This is a genomic window from Klebsiella sp. RCJ4, assembly GCF_009025755.1.
GTDB classification, from domain to species: domain Bacteria; phylum Pseudomonadota; class Gammaproteobacteria; order Enterobacterales; family Enterobacteriaceae; genus Klebsiella; species Klebsiella michiganensis.
The window spans coordinates 139,586-164,554 of record NZ_WCIN01000023.1 but is presented as its reverse complement, the minus strand read 5'-3'; the positions used below and the strand labels follow the sequence as shown (position 1 = coordinate 164,554).

General features: G+C 53.6%; 21 protein-coding genes and 1 tRNA gene. 10 read left to right on the top strand and 12 right to left on the bottom strand.

The features are described from left to right. Positions 1 to 241 precede the first annotated feature (241 nt). Entirely contained in the window at positions 242 to 1,477 is a 1,236-nt protein-coding gene (locus tag F8562_RS07185; RefSeq protein ID WP_014230303.1) for an Nramp family divalent metal transporter, read from the top strand. Positions 1,478 to 1,519: 42 nt separating this feature from the next. On the opposite strand, the gene F8562_RS07180 is transcribed toward F8562_RS07185, so the two are convergent. Together F8562_RS07180 and mgrA are read right to left on the bottom strand one after the other, a co-directional pair. After that, a complete protein-coding gene (locus tag F8562_RS07180; protein WP_014230302.1) occupies positions 1,520 to 1,870 on the bottom strand; it encodes a DUF2502 domain-containing protein in 351 nt (116 codons plus the stop codon). Between the two features lie 130 nt (positions 1,871 to 2,000). Beyond that, positions 2,001 to 2,993, bottom strand: a complete 993-nt coding sequence (mgrA, locus tag F8562_RS07175) for an L-glyceraldehyde 3-phosphate reductase (RefSeq protein WP_094909354.1) — start codon at positions 2,991 to 2,993, stop codon at positions 2,001 to 2,003. 176 nt (positions 2,994 to 3,169) lie between these two features. On the opposite strand from mgrA, the gene F8562_RS07170 reads away from it, so the two are divergent. Next, positions 3,170 to 4,831 carry an alpha-keto acid decarboxylase family protein gene (locus tag F8562_RS07170; protein ID WP_094909352.1) on the top strand — a complete coding sequence of 554 codons (1,662 nt, stop codon included), beginning with the start codon at positions 3,170 to 3,172 and terminating at the stop codon, positions 4,829 to 4,831. Here the strand turns inward: F8562_RS07170 and F8562_RS07165 are convergent. After that, the gene (locus F8562_RS07165; protein ID WP_014230299.1) at positions 4,828 to 6,063 is read right to left on the bottom strand and encodes an ion channel protein; all 1,236 of its coding nucleotides are present in this window, start codon (positions 6,061 to 6,063) and stop codon (positions 4,828 to 4,830) included. The two genes, F8562_RS07170 and F8562_RS07165, sit on opposite strands and share 4 nt — an antisense overlap. A 253-nt stretch (positions 6,064 to 6,316) precedes the next feature. Between F8562_RS07165 and glk the strand changes: the two genes are divergently transcribed. Beyond that, positions 6,317 to 7,282 carry a glucokinase gene (gene glk, locus F8562_RS07160; protein ID WP_014839151.1) on the top strand — a complete coding sequence of 322 codons (966 nt, stop codon included), beginning with the start codon at positions 6,317 to 6,319 and terminating at the stop codon, positions 7,280 to 7,282. A gap of 44 nt (positions 7,283 to 7,326) precedes the next feature. On the opposite strand, the gene F8562_RS07155 is transcribed toward glk, so the two are convergent. Next, positions 7,327 to 8,070, bottom strand: coding sequence for a LytR/AlgR family response regulator transcription factor (locus F8562_RS07155; RefSeq protein WP_032694853.1), 744 nt, complete (start codon positions 8,068 to 8,070; stop codon positions 7,327 to 7,329). Between the two features lie 11 nt (positions 8,071 to 8,081). Further along, the gene (locus tag F8562_RS07150) at positions 8,082 to 9,761 is read right to left on the bottom strand and encodes a sensor histidine kinase (RefSeq protein ID WP_161506375.1); all 1,680 of its coding nucleotides are present in this window, start codon (positions 9,759 to 9,761) and stop codon (positions 8,082 to 8,084) included. Between the two features lie 398 nt (positions 9,762 to 10,159). Here F8562_RS07150 and alaC point away from each other — a divergent pair, with 398 nt between their 5' ends. Beyond that, entirely contained in the window at positions 10,160 to 11,398 is a 1,239-nt protein-coding gene (alaC, locus tag F8562_RS07145) for an alanine transaminase (RefSeq protein WP_009654875.1), read from the top strand. Positions 11,399 to 11,439: 41 nt separating this feature from the next. On the opposite strand, the gene ypdK is transcribed toward alaC, so the two are convergent. Beyond that, positions 11,440 to 11,511 (bottom strand): membrane protein YpdK, encoded by a 72-nt coding sequence (gene ypdK / locus F8562_RS07140; protein ID WP_077777854.1) that lies wholly within the window; start codon positions 11,509 to 11,511, stop codon positions 11,440 to 11,442. A 366-nt stretch (positions 11,512 to 11,877) separates the two neighbouring features. Continuing rightward, a complete protein-coding gene (locus F8562_RS07135) occupies positions 11,878 to 13,065 on the bottom strand; it encodes a cyanate transporter (protein ID WP_151891895.1) in 1,188 nt (395 codons plus the stop codon). A gap of 166 nt (positions 13,066 to 13,231) precedes the next feature. Between F8562_RS07135 and cynR the strand changes: the two genes are divergently transcribed. Next, on the top strand, positions 13,232 to 14,164 hold the full coding sequence (gene cynR / locus F8562_RS07130; RefSeq protein ID WP_014839148.1) for a transcriptional regulator CynR: 933 nt from the start codon (positions 13,232 to 13,234) through the stop codon (positions 14,162 to 14,164). A gap of 180 nt (positions 14,165 to 14,344) precedes the next feature. On the opposite strand, the gene F8562_RS07125 is transcribed toward cynR, so the two are convergent. After that, positions 14,345 to 15,208 (bottom strand): hypothetical protein, encoded by an 864-nt coding sequence (locus tag F8562_RS07125; RefSeq protein WP_032720501.1) that lies wholly within the window; start codon positions 15,206 to 15,208, stop codon positions 14,345 to 14,347. Between the two features lie 594 nt (positions 15,209 to 15,802). After that, a complete protein-coding gene (locus tag F8562_RS07120; RefSeq protein WP_004852922.1) occupies positions 15,803 to 16,057 on the bottom strand; it encodes a hypothetical protein in 255 nt (84 codons plus the stop codon). 670 nt (positions 16,058 to 16,727) lie between these two features. Here F8562_RS07120 and F8562_RS07115 point away from each other — a divergent pair. Next, positions 16,728 to 17,063 (top strand): lysozyme inhibitor LprI family protein, encoded by a 336-nt coding sequence (locus F8562_RS07115; protein WP_014839144.1) that lies wholly within the window; start codon positions 16,728 to 16,730, stop codon positions 17,061 to 17,063. Between the two features lie 81 nt (positions 17,064 to 17,144). Here F8562_RS07115 and F8562_RS07110 read toward each other — a convergent pair. After that, positions 17,145 to 17,216, bottom strand: a tRNA-Arg gene (locus tag F8562_RS07110). Between the two features lie 74 nt (positions 17,217 to 17,290). Beyond that, positions 17,291 to 18,187, bottom strand: coding sequence for a formate/nitrite transporter family protein (locus F8562_RS07105; protein ID WP_014839143.1), 897 nt, complete (start codon positions 18,185 to 18,187; stop codon positions 17,291 to 17,293). Between the two features lie 257 nt (positions 18,188 to 18,444). Between F8562_RS07105 and mlaA the strand changes: the two genes are divergently transcribed. Further along, entirely contained in the window at positions 18,445 to 19,206 is a 762-nt protein-coding gene (gene mlaA / locus F8562_RS07100; protein ID WP_014230289.1) for a phospholipid-binding lipoprotein MlaA, read from the top strand. 62 nt (positions 19,207 to 19,268) lie between these two features. On the opposite strand, the gene fadL is transcribed toward mlaA, so the two are convergent. Beyond that, complete coding sequence (gene fadL, locus F8562_RS07095; RefSeq protein ID WP_014839142.1) at positions 19,269 to 20,633, bottom strand: long-chain fatty acid transporter FadL; 1,365 nt, start codon at positions 20,631 to 20,633, stop codon at positions 19,269 to 19,271. A gap of 371 nt (positions 20,634 to 21,004) precedes the next feature. On the opposite strand from fadL, the gene F8562_RS07090 reads away from it, so the two are divergent. From F8562_RS07090 to fadJ, 3 genes are all read left to right on the top strand, one after another. After that, positions 21,005 to 21,289 carry a YfcZ/YiiS family protein gene (locus F8562_RS07090; protein ID WP_014230287.1) on the top strand — a complete coding sequence of 95 codons (285 nt, stop codon included), beginning with the start codon at positions 21,005 to 21,007 and terminating at the stop codon, positions 21,287 to 21,289. Positions 21,290 to 21,448: 159 nt separating this feature from the next. Continuing rightward, positions 21,449 to 22,759, top strand: coding sequence for an acetyl-CoA C-acyltransferase FadI (gene fadI / locus F8562_RS07085; RefSeq protein ID WP_014839141.1), 1,311 nt, complete (start codon positions 21,449 to 21,451; stop codon positions 22,757 to 22,759). Further along, on the top strand, positions 22,759 to 24,903 hold the full coding sequence (fadJ, locus tag F8562_RS07080; RefSeq protein ID WP_014839140.1) for a fatty acid oxidation complex subunit alpha FadJ: 2,145 nt from the start codon (positions 22,759 to 22,761) through the stop codon (positions 24,901 to 24,903). The genes fadI and fadJ overlap by 1 nt, the downstream gene beginning before the upstream one ends. Positions 24,904 to 24,969: the final 66 nt, after the last annotated feature.

Below are 24,969 nucleotides of genomic sequence, written 5' to 3'. Positions count from 1 at the left end.
GGCAAAAATAGTGATCAACCATGCATTTTTGTTATGTTACGTAAAGGTTTTAAAAGTTGCTCGGTTGTACTATTCTGGTGATTAATTAAAAGCGTTTATCAGTTCCCCGGTTTTCCGTTGCCAACCCGCTATCGTTCTCTCCTATCACAGCAATCATTATCATCGCTCCAAATGAACTTGATAATCATTCGCATTTTGATAGCATAAAACATAGCAAAGGCTATATTTCCAGAGGCAGAAAATGACCAACAGTCGCGTTGAGAATAGCAGCGGTCGCGCAGCGCGCAAGATTAAGCTCGCCCTGATGGGGCCGGCGTTCATTGCTGCCATTGGCTATATCGATCCGGGTAACTTCGCCACCAACATTCAGGCCGGCGCCAGCTTTGGCTACCAGCTGCTGTGGGTGGTGGTATGGGCTAACCTGATGGCGATGCTGATTCAGGTGATGTCGGCGAAGCTGGGCATCGCCACCGGTAAAAATCTGGCGGAGCAAATTCGCGACCACTACCCGCGTCCTGTGGTGTGGTTCTACTGGGTGCAGGCCGAAATTATCGCTATGGCGACCGATCTTGCCGAGTTTATTGGCGCGGCTATCGGATTTAAGCTGGTGCTCGGCGTGTCATTGCTTCAGGGCGCTGTATTGACCGGAATTGCGACGTTCCTGATTCTGATGCTGCAGCGTCGCGGTCAAAAGCCGCTGGAAAAAGTGATAGGCGGGCTGCTGTTGTTTGTCGCCGCAGCGTATGTCGTTGAGCTTATCTTCTCCCAGCCCGCGCTGGCACCGCTGGCGAAAGGGATGATCGTTCCTTCACTGCCGACCAGCGAAGCGGTGTTTCTTGCCGCCGGGGTATTGGGGGCGACCATCATGCCGCATGTTATCTACTTACACTCATCGCTCACTCAGCACCTGCACGGGGGGACGCGCAAAGAGCGCTATAACGCCACGCGCTGGGATGTCGCCATCGCCATGACCATCGCGGGTTTTGTTAACCTGGCCATGATGGCGACCGCCGCCGCCGCCTTCCACTTTAACGGCCACACCGGGATTGCCGACCTCGATCAGGCCTATCTGACGCTGGAGCCCTTACTGAGCCACGCGGCAGCTACCATCTTTGGTCTGAGCCTGATAGCGGCGGGTTTATCCTCCACGGTTGTGGGAACCCTGGCAGGGCAGGTGGTAATGCAGGGCTTTATCCGCTTCCATATCCCGCTGTGGTTTCGCCGGGCGATCACCATGCTGCCGTCGTTTATCGTCATTTTAATGGGGCTGGATCCCACGCGTATTCTGGTGATGAGCCAGGTATTGCTGAGTTTTGGTATCGCCCTTGCGCTGGTGCCGCTGCTGATATTCACCAGCGATTCCCGGTTAATGGGCGACCTGGCCAATTCCCGGTGGGTAAAACTGCTGGGGTGGGGGATAGTTGCGGTCGTTGTGCTGCTTAACGGCTGGCTGATTATTGGAACGATATTCAGTTAAGCGTGACGATGAAAAAGGGAGCCGAATGGCTCCCTTTTGCGATTAATGATGGCCGTGGCCATGTCCGCGTCCGCCGCCTGGCCCACGCCCCCAGCCGCCGCGTCGGTCATCGCGATCTTTCCAGCCTTCGCGATAGCCGCGTTCGTAGGCTTTACCTTTATCCCAGCCGCGATGCCAGCCGTTGTCGTGACGGCGCCAGCGGTTATCGCGCCACTCATAGTGTCGACGCCAGTAATCACGGTCGCGCCAGCCGCCACCGTCCCAGTAGTTACCGTAATTGTCGCGATCGCCAATTTGTAATTTTATTGATGGCAACAGGGTGATTTCACCAGCGTTAGCGACCAATGGCGCTGAAGCCAGAAGCACTGCAGCCAAAATCAGTGACCTGAACATACTCTTCTCCTTCACGATCGGGGCCGTTGTCGGCCTGTTAACCTGATATTACGGGGCGGTAAAGCCCCGCCGCATCGGAGGAACTCCTAAATCGCAAGTGAGAGCACTTTTTGCTAAAGTAACAATGAATTTACACCGCAAGGATCGCGTCAATGGTGGCCCGTTCTTCGGCGCTGAAATGGCGGTTTTCCAGCATGCCAACCGCATCGTCGAGCTGCGAAGTTTTACTGGCGCCAATCAGTACCGACGTCACTTTCTCATCGCGCAGTACCCAGGCCAGCGCCATCTGTGAGAGCTTTTGCCCGCGGGATTCGGCCAGCGCATTCAGCTTACGAATCTTTTCCAGCTTGCTTTCAGTAAGCTGCTCCGGTTGCAGGAACCGGCTGCCGCTGGCGGCGCGGGAGTCTGCAGGGATACCGTGCAGGTAACGGTTGGTGAGCTGGCCGCCCGCAAGCGGTGAAAACGCTATACTTCCCACCCCCGCGCTCTGCAGGAAATCGAGTAACCCCTCCTCGACCCAGCGTTCAAACATCGAATATTTGGGCTGATGAATCAGACACGGCGTGCCGAGATCGTTAAGGATATTGACGGCTTCCTGGGCCTGTTCGAGCGGATAATTCGATAATCCGACGTAGAGCGCTTTCCCCTGGCGGACGATGTGGTCCAGCGCGCCCATGGTTTCCCGCAGCGGCGTTTCGGGATCGGGGCGGTGATGGTAGAAGATGTCGACATAGTCGAGACCCATTCGCTTAAGGCTCTGGTCGAGGCTGGCAATCAGGTACTTGCGCGATCCCCAGTCGCCATAGGGGCCGTCCCACATGGTGTAACCGGCTTTACTGGAGATAATCAGTTCATCGCGATAGGGCAAAAAATCCTCTTTCAGGATGCGGCCAAAATGACTCTCCGCCGAACCCGGCGGTGGCCCATAGTTGTTGGCTAAATCAAAATGAGTCATGCCGAGATCGAATGCGTGACGCAGAAGCTGGCGGCTGGTTTCCACCCGCGTTTCGTCGCCAAAATTGTGCCAAAGCCCAAGAGAAATCGCCGGTAGCTTTAGTCCGCTATGACCGCAGCGGCGGTATTCCATCGTTTGATATCGCGTGGCGTTTGCCTGGTAAACCATACTTCCTCCGCAGATAAAACAGGGTTGTGTATACGTTTACACTAAAGAATGTTTGCCGCGGAGTACACACCCTGAAGGCGTAAATTTTGCTTTCCACCGCCATTGTTGAGCGCAATCTGGACAGCGCACCTGCTTATTCAATACTCAACTTACCTGCACGAGAGGAGAGTAAGGATATGCAACCGACTTATACCATTGGCGATTATCTGCTGGATCGTCTCGTAGATTGCGGCATAGACCGCTTGTTTGGCGTACCGGGTGATTACAATTTACAGTTTCTCGACAGCGTTATCGCGCAGCAGAGCTTAGGGTGGGTAGGCTGTGCTAACGAGCTAAACGCCGCCTATGCCGCCGATGGCTATGCGCGCATTAAGGGCGCGGGCGCGCTGTTGACCACCTATGGCGTCGGTGAACTGAGCGCGCTCAACGGCGTTGCCGGGAGCTACGCTGAGCATGTACCGGTCCTGCATATCGTCGGCGCTCCCTGTACCGGCGCACAGCAGCGCGGCGAGCTGCTGCACCATACGCTTGGCGACGGTGATTTCAGCCACTTTTCGCGTATGAGTGAACATATTACCTGCTCTCAGGCGGTGCTCGCAGCGGGAAATGCCTGCCATGAAATAGACCGGGTACTGAGTGAAATGCTGACCCAGCATCGCCCCGGTTATCTCGTGCTGCCGGCCGATGTGGCCAAAGCAAAGGCCACCCCGCCAGCTCACCGCTTGCTTATTCACACGCTGCCCGCCGACGAGAACCAGCTGGCGGGGTTCCGCGAGCACGCCGAGCGGATGCTCAGAAGCAGCCGTCGCGTATCGCTGCTGGCGGATTTCCTCGCCCAGCGCTATGGACTACAAAACGCTCTGCGAGAGTGGGTGGCGAAGGTGCCGGTTGCTTACGCCACGATGCTGATGGGCAAAGGGCTTTTTGATGAGCAGCAGCCTGGGTTCGTCGGGACTTACAGCGGGATAGCCAGCACAGAGGATACCCGCGATGCCATTGAAAGCGCGGATACCATTATCTGCGTCGGCACGCGTTTTACCGATACCATTACCGCCGGTTTCACCCAACACCTTCCGCAGGAAAAAACGATAGAAGTCCAGCCCTTCGCCGTGCGGGTTGGCGATCGCTGGTTTAGCCGGGTACCGATGGAAAAGGCGCTGGATGTCTTAATCGAACTCTCTGCCAGCCTGGCGGCAGAATGGCATGCGCCAAATGTTCAGGCGCCGGGCGTCAGCGGCGCGCCAGAGGGGAGCCTGACGCAGAAAAACTTCTGGAGTACGGTGCAGAAACAGCTGCGCCCGGGAGATATTATCCTTGCCGATCAGGGGACGGCCGCTTTTGGCGCCGCCGCGCTTAAGCTGCCCCCTGACGCAACGCTGATTGTCCAGCCGCTATGGGGATCGATAGGCTTTACCCTTCCGGCAGCCTACGGGGCGCAAATCGCGGCAGCGGACAGAAGGGTGGTGCTGATTGTTGGCGATGGCGCTGCGCAGTTAACTATTCAGGAGCTGGGGTCGATGCTCAGAGACAAGCAGCGCCCGCTGATCCTGTTGCTCAATAACGAAGGCTATACGGTCGAGCGCGCAATTCACGGCCCCGAGCAGCGCTATAACGATATTGCGCTCTGGGACTGGAATCGCCTGCCTGACGCTTTTGCGCCGGATGTCCCTTCCCGATGCTGGCGAGTGACGCGCACCCACGAACTGCAGGAAGCGATGAATAGCAGCGTCGCCTCAGACAGGCTGACGCTGGTGGAGGTGATGCTGCCAAAAATGGATATTCCCGACTTTCTGCGCACGGTCACTCAGGCGCTGGAAGAGAGAAACAGCCGGGTTTAATCTCCACGCTTCCTGGCAATCATCAACGGTTTACCGGCCAGCAGCAGCCAGGCCGGAAGCATGACGATACACAGCAGCGGAAGCAGCGTGGAATCGGGCACCACGACCGCTGCCATAAACAGGCTCAACCAGCCATCACGCGTCACTACCAGCGTCAGTCCGAGGATGGCGCAGGAAACGGTGATGGCTGCCGGCACGGCATCCACGTGTGCGTGAAGCATCAGGCCTAGCGCGACGCCGACGAACACCGCCGGAAAAATTCGACCGCCGCGAAAACCACAGGCGGCCGCCAGCACCAGCGCCGCCAGCTTCACCAAAGCAATAAGCATGTAATCGCTGGCGGTTAACGTCTGGCTGAAGGCTAATTGCTGCATTTCATCCAGGCCTTTAAACAGCGTGATATGCCCGCCGACGACGCCCAGGATCCCCAATAAAAATCCGCCAATACCGAGGGTTAAGATCGGATTTTTCAGCCGCTGCATCAGCGCGTGCAGGCGCGGTAAGCACCAAACGCCAACCATGCCGACGGCAATAGCAATCAGCGTCACGATAGCCCCGCTAAAGATATCGACAAGCTGCCACCGCTCGTAGTGCGCAATAGGTAACGAAAAGTTGGGGTGGAAAAACAGCCCGGTGGTCAGAGAGCCCGCCGCCGCGGCAAGTAAGGGGGCGAAGAGTCGGTCCCAAAGCGGCACATCGTTACTGCTGTTCAGCGTTTGCGAAAAGATCAGCGCCGCGGCAACAGGCGTGCCAAATAGCGCCCCGATAGTGCCGGAGGACGCCAGGATCGTCCAGTCCAGCGCGCTGACTCGCGGGAAAAGGCGGGAGCCAAGCGCCACCGTGAGGGCGATATTAATCACCATGATAGGATGCTCCGGCCCGAGGCTAACGCCGCCCGCCAGGCCGACGATCAGCGCAGCGAGCAGGCCGGGCAGAGCGCCGGGACTCACCGGTGCGCCAATGAGTGACTCGGTGGCCGGATCGGGTCCGGCGTGACCAGGACTAAAACGCACGACCAGACCTACGGCGATGCCGGTGCCGGTGAGGATAGCTATCGTCCAGAAAGGGCCGCTGGCGTTCATGCCCAGCAATCCAGGCAGGCTACTCCAGAGAATATTCTGCAGCATGGCTGCCGTTTTCATCGCCACAATCAAGACCAGGCTGGCAGCAATACCAATCACGATTGCGGGTATCGATAACAACAGCATCGTTCTGGCGCGCGGGTGCAGCATGAAAATATCCTTCTGAAGGTTTCGACGCACTACTTTGCCCGGGCGCGTTAAGGTCGTTGGCGCAAATGGTGCTGAAACGATAAAGTAAAGAGCTGGCCTGACGATCGGCCGCACAATAATTTCATAAATTACAGCCTAACTGTGACGTAGGTCGCTAAACAAAGGGCGCTTATGCGTTGGTCGTTGTTGTTAGGACGTCATGAATTTAGAGTGTGCCAAAGAATCATTTTGACTTTAGCGGAGCCGTAACGGAATGACAAAATTTGCTTTAGTAGGGGACGTTGGCGGAACGAATGCTCGTCTGGCGTTATGCGATCTGGCAAGCGGGGAGATCTCCCGTGCTAAGACCTATTCCGGGCTCGATTATCCCAGTCTTGAAGCCGTTGTTCAGGTCTATCTGGAAGAGCATAACGTCCGGGTCGAAGACGGCTGTATTGCCATCGCCTGTCCGATTACCGGCGACTGGGTGGCGATGACCAACCACACCTGGGCATTTTCTATCGCTGAGATGAAAAAGAACCTGGGTTTCTCGCATCTGGAAATCATTAACGATTTTACCGCGGTATCGATGGCGATCCCCATGCTAAAAGCTGAACATCTGATTCAGTTTGGCGGCGCGGAACCGGTGGAAGGCAAGCCGATTGCCGTCTACGGCGCCGGTACCGGGCTGGGCGTTGCTCATCTGGTACACGTTGATAAGCGCTGGGTGAGCCTGCCGGGTGAGGGCGGCCATGTGGATTTCGCCCCCAATAGCGAAGAGGAAGGCATTATTCTCGAAGAGCTGCGCAGCGAGCTGGGGCACGTCTCCGCTGAACGCGTCTTATCTGGGCCGGGGTTGGTTAATCTTTACCATGCGATCGTGAAGTCTGACGGGCGTCTACCGGAAAATCTGCAGCCTAAAGATGTGACCGAACGCGCGCTGGCCGATACCTGCATCGATTGCCGCCGCGCGCTGTCGCTGTTTTGCGTCATTATGGGCCGATTTGGCGGTAACCTGGCGTTGACCCTCGGCACCTTTGGCGGCGTGTATATTGCTGGCGGTATCGTGCCGCGCTTCCTTGAATTCTTCAAAGCCTCCGGCTTTCGCGGCGGTTTTGAAGATAAAGGCCGATTTAAAGCCTTCGTCCAGGATATTCCGGTCTATCTGATTGTCCACGATAATCCGGGGCTGCTGGGCTCCGGCGCGCACCTGCGTCAGACTCTGGGGCAGATTCTGTAAGCCCCGCCTCTTACCCGAATAAAATGATTATTCGGGTAAATCCTCTACAGATGCATGAGCTGGCGAAACTCTTTCACCTTGCTGCGGCTCACCGGTACCTGAAACTCAAGGTCGCGTAGCCGCAGAATATAGGTGTTGTTGAACCAGGGTTCGATTTCGCGAATTTTGCTCAGGTTGACGCAGTACGAGCGGTGACAGCGGAAAAAGTGCGCCGGCGGTAGCTTGTTGCAGAACTCCGTGATATTCATCGGCATCACGAAGGACTCCTTGCGGGTATAAACGAACGTCATCTTTTCATGCGCTTCCGCGTAGTAAATATCGTGGATGCTGGTGACGATAATCCGTTCATCTTTAACCAGATTAATCGTGTCGTTTTCCCTGGCTGGATTGGCCGCTGCCCCGCTACCGGCGCTGACCTGCTGCTGTTGCTGCCAGGCGCCGGTCAGCTTTTGCAGCATGTTGATAATGCGTGATTCCTGGTAGGGCTTGAGAATATAATCAAACGCCTCCAGCTCAAAGGCTTCCACCGCATGCTCTTTCCACGCGGTAATAAAAACGATAAAGGGCTTATGCGCGAACTGGCTGATGTTTTGCGCCAGCAGTACGCCATCCAGAGATGGAATATTGATATCGAGAAAAATGGCGTCGACTTTGTTGTGCTGTAAAAACTTCAGCACATCCAGACCGTCGTCAAAGGTACCGACAATCTCCATTTCGCTATGGGTGTTAATCAACCAGGTGAGCTCTTGCTGCGCGAGGAACTCATCCTCCACAATGATGACCTTCATTTTATCTCCGCTCATGACAGCAGCGACTCCGTAGCCACCTGGGGCGCGTGTTGGGTTGGCACATAGAAGGCAATTTCGGTCCCCGGCGTCAGGCGTCGGATATGCAGTCCTTCCCCGTACAGTAGCTTGACCCGGTGATGAACATTGAGTAAACCGATTTTATTTCCCGGCATTTCGTCAGCCTCTACCCTCGCTACTACCGCAGGGTCGATACCGTTCCCCGTATCGCGAACGCTAATTCGTACCCGATTCCCGCACTCATTGATGCCAATGGTCACCACGCCTTTTCCTTTGCAGGGCTGAATCCCGTGGACGATAGCATTCTCCACCAGCGGCTGAATTAGCAGGCTGGGGATCATAAAGCTGACTTCATCATCAATATCATAAATCACCGTCAGCTTGTCGCCGAAGCGAGCCTGTTCAATCGCGATGTAATCCTTGATTTGATACAGCTCCCTTTTGATATCTATCTGTTCATCATCTTTTAATTCAATGTTGTAGCGTAAATAGCGCGACAAATTAAAAATTAGCTGACGCGCGGTGTCCGGATTCATGCGAATCGACGATGAAATGGCGTTCAGCGCATTAAATAAGAAATGGGGATTGATTTTGCTTTGCAGCGCCCGCAGCTCGGCTTTATTGGCCATTTCACGCAGCTGTTCAGCGCGGGAAACCTCCAGCTGCGTAGAGATGATTTGCGACAGGCCTACCGCCATTTCCTGCAATGAGGAGGTGATGCGGTGTGCGTGGCAGTAATAGATTTTTAGCGTACCGGTGACGACGCCTTTTTCCCACAGCGGAATGACCAGCATAGAGTGTATTTCCGGCGTGCGATGAGCTTCATCATTGTTTTTAATAATGATTTTCCCATAGCGGATCGCCTGTTGCGTCGTTGGGCTGATAAAGTCATCGTTATCGCGGTAGTTGATTTCCCCGACGCCGACGTAGGCCATCACGTGCTGGGTATTGGTAATCGCGACGGCATCGGCACTGATATCGCGGCGGATAATGTCGCATACCTGACGCAGGGACTCGCTGTTGACGTGGCGAAATAGCGGGAGAGTTTTGTTGGCGATGTCGAGCGCCAGTTTTGCCTGACGGGCGGCGCTGGCTTCCTTTTCCCCCTCAACGCTCTGCACCAGCAAAACGATAAAGCCGATACATACGCTGCCAAGGATCATCGGAATACCAATCTTAGACACGATATCTATCCCTAGCGCGAATGAAGGCGCCCACACGATCACGAGAATCATGGTTAAGGTTTCGCATAGCATCCCGGCGAGGATCCCCGCTTTCCAGCGCTGGGCTTTCGGCACTTTACGACCAATAAAACCAGAGAGCAGACCGGCGACAATGCTGGTAATAAAGCAGGGGACGGCGGTGACGCCATCAATATCAATCAGGTAGCGATGTACGCCGGCGATCGCGCCGACGATAGCCCCAACCCACGGGCCGAACAGGATCCCGCCGGACATGACCGCGATAATACGCACGTTGACCAGCGATCCCTCGACCGGTACGCCAGACCAGGTGCTAAAGAGGGCAAAGAGAGAGAAGATCGCGGTAACGGCCAGCAATTCTTTAGGGGTGTGCGCGGATTTATGCAGAAGTTCACGAAACAGGCGCAGGCGAATGAGGAAAAAGAGACAAATCAGCATTAATGCCGCGCGGTCAAAAACCGCCAGCAGCATAGTAAATATTTCGTGCATGTGTGCGCCGTGTTAATCGCGAGAAAGCAACATGATAGAAAACCTCGCGGCAGAAGGCCAGCTGAAGGCATGAATAGGGAAAAGTCTTACAAATAAAAGGGGATTAATAACAAACACCCGCGATTCAATAGCGTCTACGGATGAGCAAGCATTTAAGTAAAATTAAAGATATCAGCATGTTAATTTTGATGGAGTAGGCGAGGAGGGGAAAGAACGTTGCTGCCGTATTTAGTCGTACTGATGCCCGTTTTTATCGCCAGAAATTATTTTTCTCTGCCCCTCTCGACAGCAGGAAAATTTTCGGGTTATTTTCTAAACGTGCTGCACAGGCAGCAGCGTCGCTCGGACGGTCCGGGCGCTAACGTTAATCCGAGGAATCTATGGCTGAATTCAGTCCTGAACGCCGTTTTACGCGTATCGATCGTCTCCCCCCTTACGTTTTTAATATCACTGCTGAACTAAAAATGGCTGCGCGACGCCGCGGCGAAGATATTATTGATTTCAGCATGGGTAACCCCGATGGCGCCACTCCGCCGCATATCGTTGAGAAACTCTGCACCGTTGCCCAGCGTCCCGATACCCACGGCTATTCTACTTCCCGCGGCATTCCGCGCCTGCGCCGGGCGATTTCTCGCTGGTATCAAGAGCGCTATAACGTTGAGATCGATCCGGAATCAGAAGCGATAGTCACCATTGGTTCAAAAGAGGGGCTGGCGCATCTGATGCTGGCGACGCTTGACCATGGCGATACCGTACTGGTGCCAAATCCCAGCTATCCCATCCATATTTACGGTGCGGTGATTGCCGGAGCCCAGGTACGTTCGGTACCTCTGGTCGAAGGCGTGGATTTCTTCAACGAGCTTGAGCGCGCGATTCGTGAGAGTTACCCGAAGCCGAAAATGATGATCCTCGGTTTCCCCTCCAACCCGACCGCACAGTGCGTCGAACTGGAGTTCTTTGAGAAAGTCGTGGCGCTGGCGAAGCGTTATGACGTGCTGGTGGTGCACGATCTGGCCTATGCCGATATTGTTTACGATGGCTGGAAAGCGCCCTCTATCATGCAGGTCCCCGGCGCGCGCGATGTCGCCGTCGAATTCTTTACGCTCTCTAAAAGCTATAATATGGCGGGCTGGCGTATCGGCTTTATGGTCGGTAACAAAACGTTGGTTAATGCGCTGGCGCGCATTAAAAGCTATCACGATTACGGCACTTTCACCCCTCTACAGGTTGCGGCGATTGCCGCGCTTGAAGGCGATCAGCAGTGCGTTCGCGACATTGCCGAGCAGTATAAACGTCGTCGCGATGTGCTGGTGAAAGGGCTGCATGAGGCCGGATGGATGGTGGAATGTCCGAAGGCGTCAATGTATGTCTGGGCGAAGATCCCGGAGCAGTATGCGGCGATGGGCTCACTGGAGTTTGCTAAAAAGCTGCTGCAGGATGCAAAAGTCTGCGTTTCTCCGGGCATTGGCTTTGGAGACTATGGCGATACCCATGTACGCTTTGCGTTAATTGAGAACCGCGATCGTATCCGCCAGGCGGTGCGCGGCATTAAATCAATGTTCCGTGCCGACGGGCTGCTTCCCGCGTCGGCTAAGTTGACCAGCGAAAGCCACGAATAAAAAAAGGAGCCGAAAGGCTCCTTTTTTTTACACCGTTAAAGCTAGATCATCAGGGCGAAAGTTCCGGCCCAAACGATGACCATAAAAGAAATGCCCATTAAGAAATATTTCACGACTCATCACTCCGCGCTCTCGGCGAGACGCCTTAAATGAATTTGCTCTTCATTGCCTGCTCAGCTATCGCTCACGAAAACGACGCTTTTTCAGCGGGCGGTAGCTGTAAATTCTGAGCGTAAACGGCTCCAGATGGCGCTAATGTACGCCTAAAAAATGAGGGAAACAAGAGCCATTTTTTTATTAATTTTTAGTTACTTACGAGTGTCGTGATTCGGCGACACATTAATTTCATTCGGTATTAAATTTCATTCTGGCGACGGTCATTAACAACAGTTTTTGTACTGATATAGTTGTTTGATTTTGTGCTTTTTTCTGCCTGAATGCGGGAGGTGTTAACTATCCCGCATGAGGAGATGACGGGTTTAGCGAGCGGCTGAATCCTGATGTTGCCACTCTTGCGGGTAGCGTGCGGGAGCGAAACGCAGCGTTATGGCCATTAGGGCCAGGACGCAGGCGGCGTGAAGCATCCAGTCGAGCTGGTAATTGCCGCTTAAACTCCGCAGCAGTCCCGACAGCCAGGGGGAAAGCCCGGCGACAATAAAGCCTACTCCCTGCATAAACGCGACCAGTCGGCCCGCAATGGCGGGGTGCCTGGCGTGATCGAGCGCCAGGACCAGACACAGCGGAAATGCGCCGCCAAGCCCAATACCGCAGCAGATGGCCCAGACAAGCGGTACCTGCTGCGGTAGCCAGATAAAACCGCAGAAGCCGACAAGCTGTAAGGCCAATGCCAGCATCAGAAGCGTTCGTCGATCCTCATGTCTGGCCAGGATGGGCAGCAGGAGCGCTCCGCCGGTCTGGCCGATGGTCATTAACGCCAGCAGGGTACCGCTGAACTGCGCGCTGTAGCCCGACTGCATATAGTAAGGCGGCAGCCAGGCAATCAGGCTGGCATAGCCGCCGTTGATCAAACCAAAATAGAGGCTGAGCGTCCACGCGCGACGATGGCGAAAAAGCGTGACCCGGGTTGTTGATGGCGTCCGGGCGGGTAACGTTCGGCTTAGCGGCCACCAGCAGAGGAGCGCGGCGGCGGCGGGTAACGCCCACCACGCAAGCGCGTGATACCAGATAGCGCTATGCTGCGCCAGCCACGGCGTGAATGCGGCGCCCAGGCCGCCGCCGCCCATCAGCGCCGCGGACCAGAGCCCCATCACCTGCGGCATCCGACGATGAAAAAGACGCTTTATCACCGCGGGAATGAGCGCCTGAATAATACCAATGCCGATTCCGCCAAGGAGCGCGCTGCTGAGTAATAGCGCGCTCTGCGGTACCAGTTCGCGAAGTAAAGCCCCGGCGACGATCGTTAACAGGCTGAGGGAGATACTTTGACGCTCGCTGAAATGACGGTTAATCCAGCCGCCGGCTAGCGCCAGCAGACCCATGGCGATCACCGGTAGCGCGGTGAGCAGAGAGGCAAGCGTGAAGCTCATGCCGCTTGCCTGCTGGATCTGCGGAAGGAGGGGGCCAACAGAGGTCAGCAGCGGACGCATATTGATACCGATAAGCACCAGTACCAGCAGCATCGTGCCATTACGTTGCGTCAGGTTCATCGTTGAGTGGCCGGCGTTTGTTTCGCAGTGGGGAAGGTATTGAGGCAGCTCATGCCGATCTCCTGTGGCGTTTGGTAAAGAATCGCGAGCAGAGTACGTAACTTATTTCATAAGTTAAAATACTTAATTATGATTGAGTTCATTTGAATTTCTTATGGATGAATTCATGCTGCCGCGACACCTCAACTACTTCATTGCCGTTGCTGAACACGGCGGCTTTACGCGAGCGGCAGCCATCCTGCATGTTTCACAGCCGGCTTTGTCGCAGCAGATTCGACAGCTGGAAGAGACGCTGGGAGTACGGCTTTTTGATCGCAGCGGGCGCAACACTTGCCTGACGGACGCCGGTAAGGTCTGGTTAATTTATGCGCGCCGGGCTTTACGGGAACTGGCCGAGGGGCAGCGCGCGCTCCATGATGTTGACGATTTGCAGCGCGGCACCTTACGTGTGGCGGTGATGCCAACCTTTACCCATTATTTTATGGGGCCGCTGGTGGCTTCGTTTTATCAACGTTACCCGAATATAACGCTGGATATACAAGAGCTGGCGCAGGATCGAATGGAGACTCTGCTGCTCAATGATGAGCTGGATATCGGGATCGCTTTCGACGGTAGCGATTCGCGGGATATTGTGTCTCAGCCGCTGCTCTCTGAAACCCTGGCGCTGGTGGTTGGCCGCTCTCATCCTCTGGCGGCGACCCGTCGTGTGGCGCTGACGGCGCTCAATCAGGCGTCACTGATTCTGCTAAGCTGCGCTTTTGCTACTCGCGAACAAATCGATCGCGACTGCCGACAGCGCGGTATTCAACCGAAAGTGCAGATGGAGGCCAACTCGATTAGCGCAGTGCTGACCGTGGTTGAACGCACGTCGTTGGCAACCTTGCTTCCTGCTGCTATTGTTCAGGGGCGTGACGATTTAACCGCGATCGAACTCGTGCCATCATTACTGGAAAGAACCGCGTGTTTGATACAGCGAAAGGGGGCCTGGCAAAGCGCCGCGACCCGAGAGTTTATACCAATGGCACATCAGGCTGCGTCAATATTGAGCGCAGGGCAGGGTTTTCAGGAATCCACTGGCGGAGACTTAACGTCATGTTGATTCGCTGTATATGAAGTGATTCATAAACATCAGGAGCGTTTATAGAGAACAGTTTTATTGTGAAGTCAGATGTATATATGAATTCATATTGAAATGCATTTCACATTTGCTACTGCGTTGCGCGCCCTGTACCTATAGCGCTGAAATGATTCATTCTGATATAATTAAATTAAAGAAGTATCATTCGAACGTATATTCTGACGTCGGAAGATTAATGCTGCCGTAGCTGGAAACCACGCCTTCAGACCTGAGTTTATCCATAGCCCTATTAAATATTTTATTTTTTTTGTTTTCAGTCGCGTTAAGCATGTTATCGCCAAAATGTGGATTGGATTGGATGATGTGATTGATAAATTCAATGAGCAACTTATTTTGCATAATCGTTGAGGGTGTCACCATATCTTGCTCCTCAGGTAAATGTAAGGCTTTTTCAGAAAGTTCGAGAGGGCGACTGCTGATGGTATGTTCATAAATTTTCTCAATCGCCTGACTTGTGATGTAAAGCTTACTCAGCGTGATGGTTGGTCTCTCATCCTCGTCCGGTATGAAGTGACAGAAGAGGACATTGGTGGCCGGTGATATGATGCTTATCCTCTCCTCGGTAATCATGCCATCAGGCGTTTCTAAGATCTCCATTAAATTTCTTGTGTGGCAGTACCATAACCCGGAGACGGAAACCCGGAGTTTCAGCTGGGTAATCGGCATACCATATTGGGCTTCCTGATTTGCTTCACTATCATTAAATTTAAAAATTTTGTTAATTTTGGAATGCCGTGACCAAGATCTTTCGCTGATGCTCAATTCATCAACATTGGGTGCGTTAAGAAAATAGAGATTATTACTGCTCTGGTCATGTTGGAACGCACCTTTTAATGTTCCGTTAATTTTACCTACTTTTATGCACAGGCTTATCGCGCCAATATCATGCCAATGAAGCAGATCTTCTATTTCACAATTCAATAATTTTTTAGCGCGAGATATTGAACAGTATTCCAGGGGGGGGAGATTGTTTAGTTTCCATATGTTTCTTTCTTTTCTTTCCATGGTCTATATCATCTTATGAAAAATAGGGGGTTATGGTTTTCTTAAATTGACCTCTATCGACGTTGCGACGATTTAGATTCATACAAAATATTTATCAAAACAGATGTTTTATATCAAACTTTGATATTGGCATGTTATGTTGAATCTGGTCAGAATATTATCTCTAATGCATCTTATCAGCTTTCCTGTAATAATTAAATGTATCGCGGCTAAAAAAATCCGCAGTACTCATTATCCTTGTGATGAATTAATGACTTTTAATTATTTTGTTGGTGCATTGAATTTCCAATAATTATATGAAATTACTAATAATGCAGGAGGCGATATTGAGTCAAAAGGCGATGATTCATCGAAAGCGGAACCTGCTTGAAAATCCTCGGATAGCCGATGCGGCTGGTGAACGGGCAGAAGAGGGATCGCCATGGGTCAGGCCTGTATCGTGTCAATGCTTGTTTTGATGCGGGCTCGTGTGCAAAGAATCCTGCTATATCTGTCATAAGCAAAACAGAATTTCCCTTGCTGGAATCGGGCTTGCGTACTGTGCGGAGCATATTTGTGAAAGTACGGTGGGGTTATACCCCCACCGTACTGTTTTTACTTTTTCACTGCGTTTTTGGCCGCAGTTTTTGCGTTGTCGCAGGCTGCTTGGTTTTTAGCACAGGCGTCTTTGGCTGCTTTTGCTTCTTTCTGCGCATCCGCTTTTGCCGTGGACTTTGCCTGGGCGCACTGCGTCGCGTTATTCTGGCAGGCTGACTTAGCTTTTGAAACGACCTGACCATTTGCCGCGCTGGCAGCGCCACAAGCCATAAGCGCACAGATACCCAGTGCCATTGCGAGTTTTTTCATCATATCTATCCGTATAACCAATTTAGGTAAGGCAACAGGCTGTCCGCAAGTCCCGTACAGAACCCGATTCTTGTCGCAGACATCCTGCCGCAATATGAAGCGGATGGCTGAGAAGATAGCTTTTCATCCGCCATAAACCGCCGGATGCGCTGCTTTTAAGCAACGCTGATACTGAAAGAACAGCAGTTCAGCGCATCCGGCAGCGGGAAGAATACGTGACGGCAGGGATTTATCTACTGGCATTGTTTTGCGAATCGTAACGCAGGGAAACAATCAACAATGATAACTACTGTGAATGTTAAAATTTAATATATATAATTGATTTTAAATGGAATTAAATTTATATATGGAATATCAGGCCAGACATAATTATGAAAAGCGTTACGGTAGAAAAATTTTTTCCCTCTCTGGCAAGCAATACCGTGACCCGCGTTGATGCAATTCTGACCGATACTTCAGCCAGGCTGTGGGGCGTTTTATCGTCGGGAAAAAAGATTTTGCGGAAGGCGCGCGGCTAACCCAATGGGAGCCTTAAGGTGGATTAACTATAATTACCGACAGCACGGATAGTTCAGAGCGTCAGTGTGTCAAAAGCTTACGCTGGGCTTCGTAGCGAGGGGCACTCGTTATAAACGGGTAGCACAAATGGCGGGAGTGCGGAAATGGAGCGCGTATGAAGATAAGAGAAGTAGTGATGACTATTGCTGTGCTGTATCCGATAGCGGGGTATTCCGCGAGTTTTGATTGTCAGAAAGCGACGCAGGCGGATGAAAAGGCTATCTGCGCTAACCGGAGCCTGAACGATATGGACGTGGTGATGGCGACGAAGTATGAGTTTCTGCGGGGGCTTTTTCCAATGGGGACGCGTGGCGAGATGATGGATGCACAAAAAACATGGCTCCATAGCCGGCAGAAATGCGGCAGCGACAGCCGTTGTTTGACGAAATCATACGAAGACCGGCTACAGCAACTTGATGAGATCTATGCAGGAATCGATAAACCTCTGTGATTCATCTGCTTCGGGGCTGGCGTTGTTCTGCGGTGGTGATGATTAAACGAATGCTGTGAACGGAGGTGAATAATTCAAAAGTGTCCCCTGCAGGAATCGAACCTGCAACTAGCCCTTAGGAGGGGCTCGTTATATCCATTTAACTAAGGGGACGAAGCGCCGGGATTATAGCGTTATTTTCGGCGCTCGTTAAGCTTGTACAGGCCAACTGCTTAATCTATAGCCATTTAGCGCTTTTTGGCCTCCTCGGCTGCACGAGCTTTCTTCTCATGACTCATGTCATTGCGAATCTGGGCATGGCTTAGTAAAGCGAAAATAAAGGTCCCGCCGCATATGTTGCCGGCAAGCGTTGGCAGAGCAAAAGGCCAGATAAATTCCTGCCACGGTAGCGTCCCGTTAAATACCAGGTAGAAAATCTCGACGCTGCCAACCACAATATGCGTGGTGTCCGCGAGGGCGATAAGCCAGGTCATCAGAATGATGACGACAATCTTTGCAGAACCTGCGGCAGGAAACATCCACACCATGGTGGCGACCAGCCAACCGGAGATAATCGCATTGGCAAACATCTCCAGCGGCGGGTTTTGCATGACCTTCAGGCTAATTTTAAGAAAGGCTTCGCGAGTGGGCTCATCGAACACAGGCATAACATCGAACGCCCAGGCCGCGATAGCGGTCCCGATTAAGTTACCTGCCAGCACAATCCCCCATAAACGTAACAGCAGGCCGATGTTGCCTGGAGTGGTTTTATGCATAATAGGCAGGACGGCGGTGACGGTATTCTCGGTAAACAGCTGTTGGCGAGCGAGAATGACGATCACAAAACCAAAGGTATAACCAAGATTTTCCAGCAAGAAGCCGCCGGGAAGTTCGCTCAGGTGGACATGGAAGATGCCTTTGGCGACCAGCGAGGCGCCCATCGAAAGTCCGGCGGCAATCGCTGACCATAATAGCGCCATGGCATCGCGTTCGAGCTCTTTCTCGCCCTCCTGGCGAATTACTTCATGAGTGGCCATCGCCTGTGAAGGCAGGCGTTCTTCATCAACCTCAATTTCTTCACCATTCTGCTTTTCTTCACTCTCTACTTCAACATCCTCATTATCATGGTGAGTTTGCGGTTTCATAACTTTTCCTCAACGGCGGGTCTTTATTATAATCCTAGAGCGGTTTCGGCTGTTCGGGTCGGATAAGCTCCTAAATTCTTCACAATGACAAGATTAGCAATACGGAAATTGCAAAATGTGTATAGAATCGGGACACCAACAATGATGCTAAAAAAGGCTATGCTGAAAGCAGGCACATGCTTACGGGCGATATCTTTATGGAGGCTGCTGTCCCCCGATAACCCCCAGCGATAGCTTAAATTAACAGGGAGACACCTATGAATTTTCGCCTGTCGGCGCTTGCGCTTGGCGCCACATTGCTGGTGGGATGCGCCAGTTCGAGTTCTGGCGATCGGCCGCAGGGGCGTTCAGATCCGCTTGAAGGCTTTAACCGTACCATGTTCAACTTCAACTTCAACGTTGTCGATCCCTATGTCCTTCGCCCCGTCGCGGTGGCGTGGCGTGATTACGTTCCGCAGCCGGCGCGTAACGGGCTGAGTAATTTTACCAGCAACCTCGAAGAGCCGGCGGTAATGGTGAACTCCTTCCTGAAAGGCGATCCCTATAAAGGAATGGTGCACTTTACGCGTTTCTTCCTGAACACCATCCTTGGGATGGGTGGCCTGGTTGATGTGGCCGGGATGGCGAATCCGAAACTACAGCGCGTTGAGCCTGCCCGCTTCGGTAGCACGCTGGGTCACTATGGCGTTGGCTATGGTCCATATGTGCAGTTGCCTTTCTACGGCAGCTTCACCCTGCGTGATGAGGGTGGCGATATGGCTGATGACCTGTATCCGGTTCTTTCCTGGCTGACATGGCCGATGTCTATCGGCAAATGGATGGTTGAGGGCGTTGAAACGCGCGCGCAGCTGCTGGATTCAGACGGCTTGCTCCGTCAGTCCTCCGATCCGTATATTTTAATGCGTGAAGCCTACTTCCAGCGTCACGACTTTATCGCCAACGGCGGTAAACTTTCCCCGAATGAAAACCCGAACGCGCAGGCGATTGAGGGCGATCTCAAAGATATTGATTCACAGTAACCGACGGGTAGAAAGTAAAAAGGGTGAACATCATGTTCACCCTTTTTTGTGGCTTCACATTATCAGAAACGGTAGTTGAAGTTCGCGCCGTACAGCCAGGCTTTACCTTCTGATTTAAAGGTATACGGCCCTTCTGTAAATTCAACGTGCTGACCATGCATATAAGACACACCGACGTCGACTGAGGCATCTTTATTAAAGGCGTAAGTCGTACCGGCGCTGAGCCACAGACGATCCTGGTCCGGAATAGAGATAGAGCGATTGGAAGCCGGGACCGGGCTATCATCAAAGGCGATACCGGTACGGAAGGTCCAGTTATCGTCGTGGTAATAGGTCGTACCCAGCGCGATACGGTAGGAATCTTTAAAACCTTCGTCCTTGTAGAACAGCGTTTCACCACCGCTGGTTTTGGTCGCTTTCAGCTCCTGGAACTGGCTCCAGCTGGTATAGGCCAGGCTGTAGTGAACGGCCCATTTTGGCGCCACGCGGTTATAACCTGATACTTCCCACATTTCTGGCAGATTCAACGTCAGAGAACCGCCAATCGTGGAGCCGCCGGTGCCGTACGGCAGGCCCAGGCCCAGAGCGGAGTTGATGGGGTTGAGGGAAGACGGCAGGCTGCTCTTGTAATCCCCGTCAAAATCAACTTTGACTTCAGAGCGGTAGGTTAAGCCGTAGCGGTTGTTTTTATCGACTTCATATAAAATACCGGCATTCCAGCCAAAGCCCCATTCATCACCCTTCAGACGAGCAATTTGGGTGTCGCGGCTGATACCGCCGGCCTGTTGACCGATGGCCGCAGCCTGAGCCGGGGAGAGTTTGCCGGCTTTCACCATTCCCGGTAGCTGTGCGCCGATAATTTCCGGTAAATCACCCGCATAGCGCTCTAATTTTGCTCGAGCGTACACGGCGTCAAAGCCCAGACCAAAACTCCAGTGGTCGTTGAGACGATAAGCGCCGCTCAGGTTCAGGTTAAGCGTTTCGAGATCGGTGGTACCGCCCATCGAGCCCGCGGCAAAATCGTTGTTGAACTCGGTGGCTAAACCATAGTTAGAGGTCAGGGAAGCTCCCCAACCGAACTGGTCGTTAATCGGCGCCACGAAGTGCAGATTCGGCACCCATGCGGTAGGTGCGATATTGTCCTGGCTGGCGTCATTACCGATAACTGAACTACCGGTGACGTTGACATCAGGATCGACGAAAATAGCGCCGCCGGAGAAGGTTGGACGGTCGAACATCATGATTAACGCCGGGTTACGACTGGCGTTTCCCGCATCATCAGCAATAGCGCCTTCACCTGAATAGGCGCGACCAAGGCCCGATGAAGAGAATTCGTTTAGCTGAAAGCCTGCTGACCAGGCCTGGGTTGAAACGAGTGCTACAGCCACTGCAAGGGCAGATTGGGTAAGGCGGGTTTTCTGGCTCATGCCCATAACCTCATAGAGTTATTTTTATTTAAACAATGTTACATGCTGTAACAGGAGCGCGAAGTGTAGGGTCTGCTTTACGACAGAGAAATCAGACCAGTGCGCTGAGTATAGGTCTGACCAGATGATATGTTGCAAGTTTGTTTATAAGTTTTTTCAATTGTGATCTAAGAAACGCGATCCAGTTGGCAAATTTGCCCGGGTACCTGTTACCCAAAGTAGGCGCTTTTTGTTTTGGATCATTTTTAAGTGTGATTTCGGTCACTTATCCCGTTTGTCGCCATTAACGACTGGAGGCAGGCATGCCCGGGGCGTAAAATACGCACATTATTTGTCTGGCACCTTGAGTGCATATACAGAGGAAATCTACGATGAGTAAATGCAGTGCTGATGAAACCCCGGTTTGCTGCTGTATGGATGTTGGCACCATTATGGACAACACCGATTGCACCGCCTCTTATAGCCGCGTGTTTGCGAACCGTGCCGAAGCCGAAGAAACGCTCGCCGCATTAAGCGAAAGAGCGCGTAACGTTGAATCAGAGCCGTGCAAAATCACCCCGACCTTTACCGACGTTGATGGTGGCGTGAAGCTGGATATCGATTTCGTGTTCAGCTGTGAAGCTGAAACCCTGATTTTCCAGCTCGGCTTGCGTTAATCCTTCCCTTAATGCCCCTCATGGCAGGGGCGTTACCTTTTCTAATCAATGTGTTTTGGCTCCCACTTTTTCGGTTCCCCGATTGGCTTAATGTAAAATATTAGTTAAAACTGTTATCAGGTCAGACCACTTTGTTTTATCGGTTAACAGGGGAGCGTTATGAGTCAGGCATTACCGCTAGTCACCCGCCAGGGCGATCGTATCGCGATAGTCAGCGGTTTACGTACTCCGTTTGCCCGACAGGCGACGGCTTTTCACGGCGTGCCGGCCGTTGATTTAGGTAAGCTGGTGGTCGGCGAAATGCTGGCTCGCAGCAACATCCCCGCGGACATAATAGACCAGCTGGTATTTGGCCAGGTGGTGCAGATGCCGGAAGCGCCGAACATCGCCCGGGAAATTGTGCTGGGGACCGGCATGAGCGTGCATACCGATGCCTACAGCGTCAGCCGCGCCTGTGCGACCAGCTTTCAGGCGGTAGCCAACGTCGCGGAAAGCCTGATGGCAGGCACTATTCGCGCGGGTATCGCCGGCGGAGCCGACTCCTCTTCCGTATTACCTATTGGCGTCAGCAAAAAACTCGCCCGAACGCTTGTTGATGCCAACAAAGCTCGCACCCTGGGACAGCGTCTGAAGCTATTTTCTCGGCTGCGTTTTCGCGACCTTCTGCCCGTACCGCCAGCGGTTGCCGAATACTCAACCGGCCTGCGGATGGGCGATACCGCCGAGCAGATGGCGAAAACGTGGACTATCACGCGCGAACGGCAGGATGCGCTGGCGCTGCGTTCACACCAGCTTGCCGCCAGAGCCTGGGAGGAAGGTAAGCTCTCGGCAGAAGTGATGACGGCTTACACGCCGCCGTTCCGTGAGCCGCTGGAACAGGATAATAATATTCGTAAAAATTCAACCCTCGCGGATTACCAAAAGTTACGCCCGGCCTTCGATCGTCAACACGGGAGCGTAACCGCCGCGAACAGTACGCCGCTAACCGATGGAGCGGCGGCGGTGATCCTGATGACCGAATCCCGGGCTAAAGAGCTGGGCCTTGTTCCGCTGGGCTATCTGCGAAGCTACGCTTTCACCGCGATTGATGTTCGCCAGGATATGCTGCTGGGCCCGGCGTGGTCGACGCCGCTGGCGCTGGAAAGAGCGGGGCTGACGCTGGCTGATTTGACCCTGATTGATATGCATGAAGCTTTTGCCGCGCAAACGCTGGCCAACCTGCAATGTATGGCCAGCGATCGCTTTGCCCGCGAAGTGCTTGGCCGCTCTCAGGCTACCGGGGAAGTGGACGAGAGCAAATTTAACGTGCTTGGCGGCTCGATTGCCTACGGTCATCCCTTTGCCGCCACCGGCGCGCGGATGATTACCCAAACGCTGCATGAACTGCGGCGGCGCGGCGGCGGATTTGGTCTGGTCACCGCCTGCGCGGCGGGTGGGTTGGGTTCAGCGATGGTTCTGGAGACCGAATAATGGAAACCGTATCGGCATTTACGCTTGAGGTTCGCCCGGACAATATCGCCGTCATCACCATTGACGCGCCCGGTGAAAAAATGAATACCCTGAAAGCTGAGTTCGCCAGCGAGGTACGGGGGATCATCCGCCAGATCCGCGACAATAAGGAACTGCGCGGCGCGGTGTTTATCTCGGCAAAAGCGGATAACTTTATCGCCGGGGCGGATATCAATATGATTGCCCGCTGCCATTCCGCGCAGGAAGCGGAGGCGCTTGCCCGTCAGGGTCAGCAAATCATGGCCGAGATCCACGGTCTGTCGATTCCGGTGATTGCCGCTATCCACGGCGCATGCCTGGGCGGCGGCCTTGAGCTGGCGCTGGCCTGCCACGGGCGGGTATGCAGCGATGACGATAAAACCCGGCTTGGCCTCCCGGAAGTTCAGCTGGGGCTGCTGCCCGGCTCTGGCGGAACTCAGCGTCTACCGCGATTAATTGGCGTCAGCGGCGCGCTGGAGATGATCCTGACCGGTAAGCAGCTTCGCCCGCGTCAGGCCCTGAAGGCAGGGCTGGTTGATGAGGTGGTGCCGCAGACTATCCTGCTGCAAACCGCGATTGAACTGGCGCTCAAAGGTCGCCCGGCAAGCCGCGCTGTTCCGGCGCGCGAACGTATTCTCGCAGGCCCGCTTGGCCGCAGCCTGCTGTTTCGTCTGGTCGCGAAAAAGACGCATCACAAAACCCAGGGGAACTACCCGGCAACTGAGCGCATTCTGCAGGTGATTGAAACCGGACTGGCGCAGGGCTGCAGCAGCGGATACGCCGAGGAGGCCCGCGCTTTTGGCGAGCTGGCGATGACGCCGCAATCGCAGGCGCTACGGTCGATTTTTTTCGCCAGCACCGATCTGAAAAAAGATCGCGGCGCGGATGCTGAGCCCGTCGCGCTGCGCAGCGTGGGCATTCTGGGCGGAGGACTTATGGGGGGCGGTATCGCTTACGTCACCGCCTGCAAAGGCGGATTACCGGTACGCATAAAAGACATCCAGCCGCGCGGGATAAATCACGCACTGAAGTACAGCTGGGATCTGCTCGATAAACAGGTGCGTCGCCGCTATCTGCGCGCCAGCGAGCGCGATCGCCAGATGGGGTTAATATCCGGTTCGCTGGATTATCAGGGATTTGCACATCGCGATGTGGTGATCGAAGCGGTGTTTGAAAACCTTACGCTCAAGCAGAAGATGGTCAGCGAAGTTGAACAGCACTGCCGCCCGGAGACGATCTTTGCTTCTAACACCTCGTCTTTACCGATCGGCGAGATCGCGGCGCATGCAAGCAGGCCGCAGCGGGTCATCGGGCTTCACTTCTTTAGCCCGGTAGACAAAATGCCGCTGGTGGAGGTGATTCCACATAGTGGTACGGATCGGCAAACAATTGCGACGGCGGTTAAGCTGGCGAAATTGCAAGGTAAAACGCCGATTGTCGTCGCCGATAAAGCGGGCTTTTATGTTAACCGCATTCTGGCCCCCTACATAAATGAAGCCATGCGCCTGTTGATGGAAGGCGAGCCGGTAGAGCATATTGATAACGCTTTGGTTAAATTCGGTTTTCCGGTTGGCCCTATTCAGCTCCTTGATGAAGTGGGAATCGATACCGGTACCAAAATTATCCCGGTGCTGGAGGCCGCATGGGGAGAACGTTTTAGCCCGCCTGCAAACATCATTAGTTCGATTCTGAATGACGATCGCAAAGGGAGAAAAAATAACCGGGGTTTCTATCTTTATGCGGCAAAAGGGCGTAAAAGCAAAAAACGGCCCGATCCTGCAATCTACGCTTTACTGGGTATTTCCTCACCGCAGGCGCGCTTGTCCGCGCAGCAGGTGGCGGAACGCTGCGTGATGATGATGCTTAACGAAGCGGCGCGCTGCTTCGATGAGCGAGTGGTTCGCAGCGCCCGCGATGGTGATATCGGCGCCGTATTTGGCATTGGTTTTCCGCCGTTTCTTGGCGGCCCGTTCCGCTATATGGATACCCTGGGAGCGGGGGAGGTCGCCGCGATATTGCAGCGCCTGGCTGCTCAGTACGGCCCGCGTTTTACACCATGTGACACTTTGTTACACATGGCCGAGCAGGGGGCGACCTTTTGGCCCGCTGAGGAACGTACGACCTAAGTTGTGGTCAAAGAAGGTAAATCCGGTAATGAACGGCGCTGCGCTTTGGCGATTTTGTAAGCAATA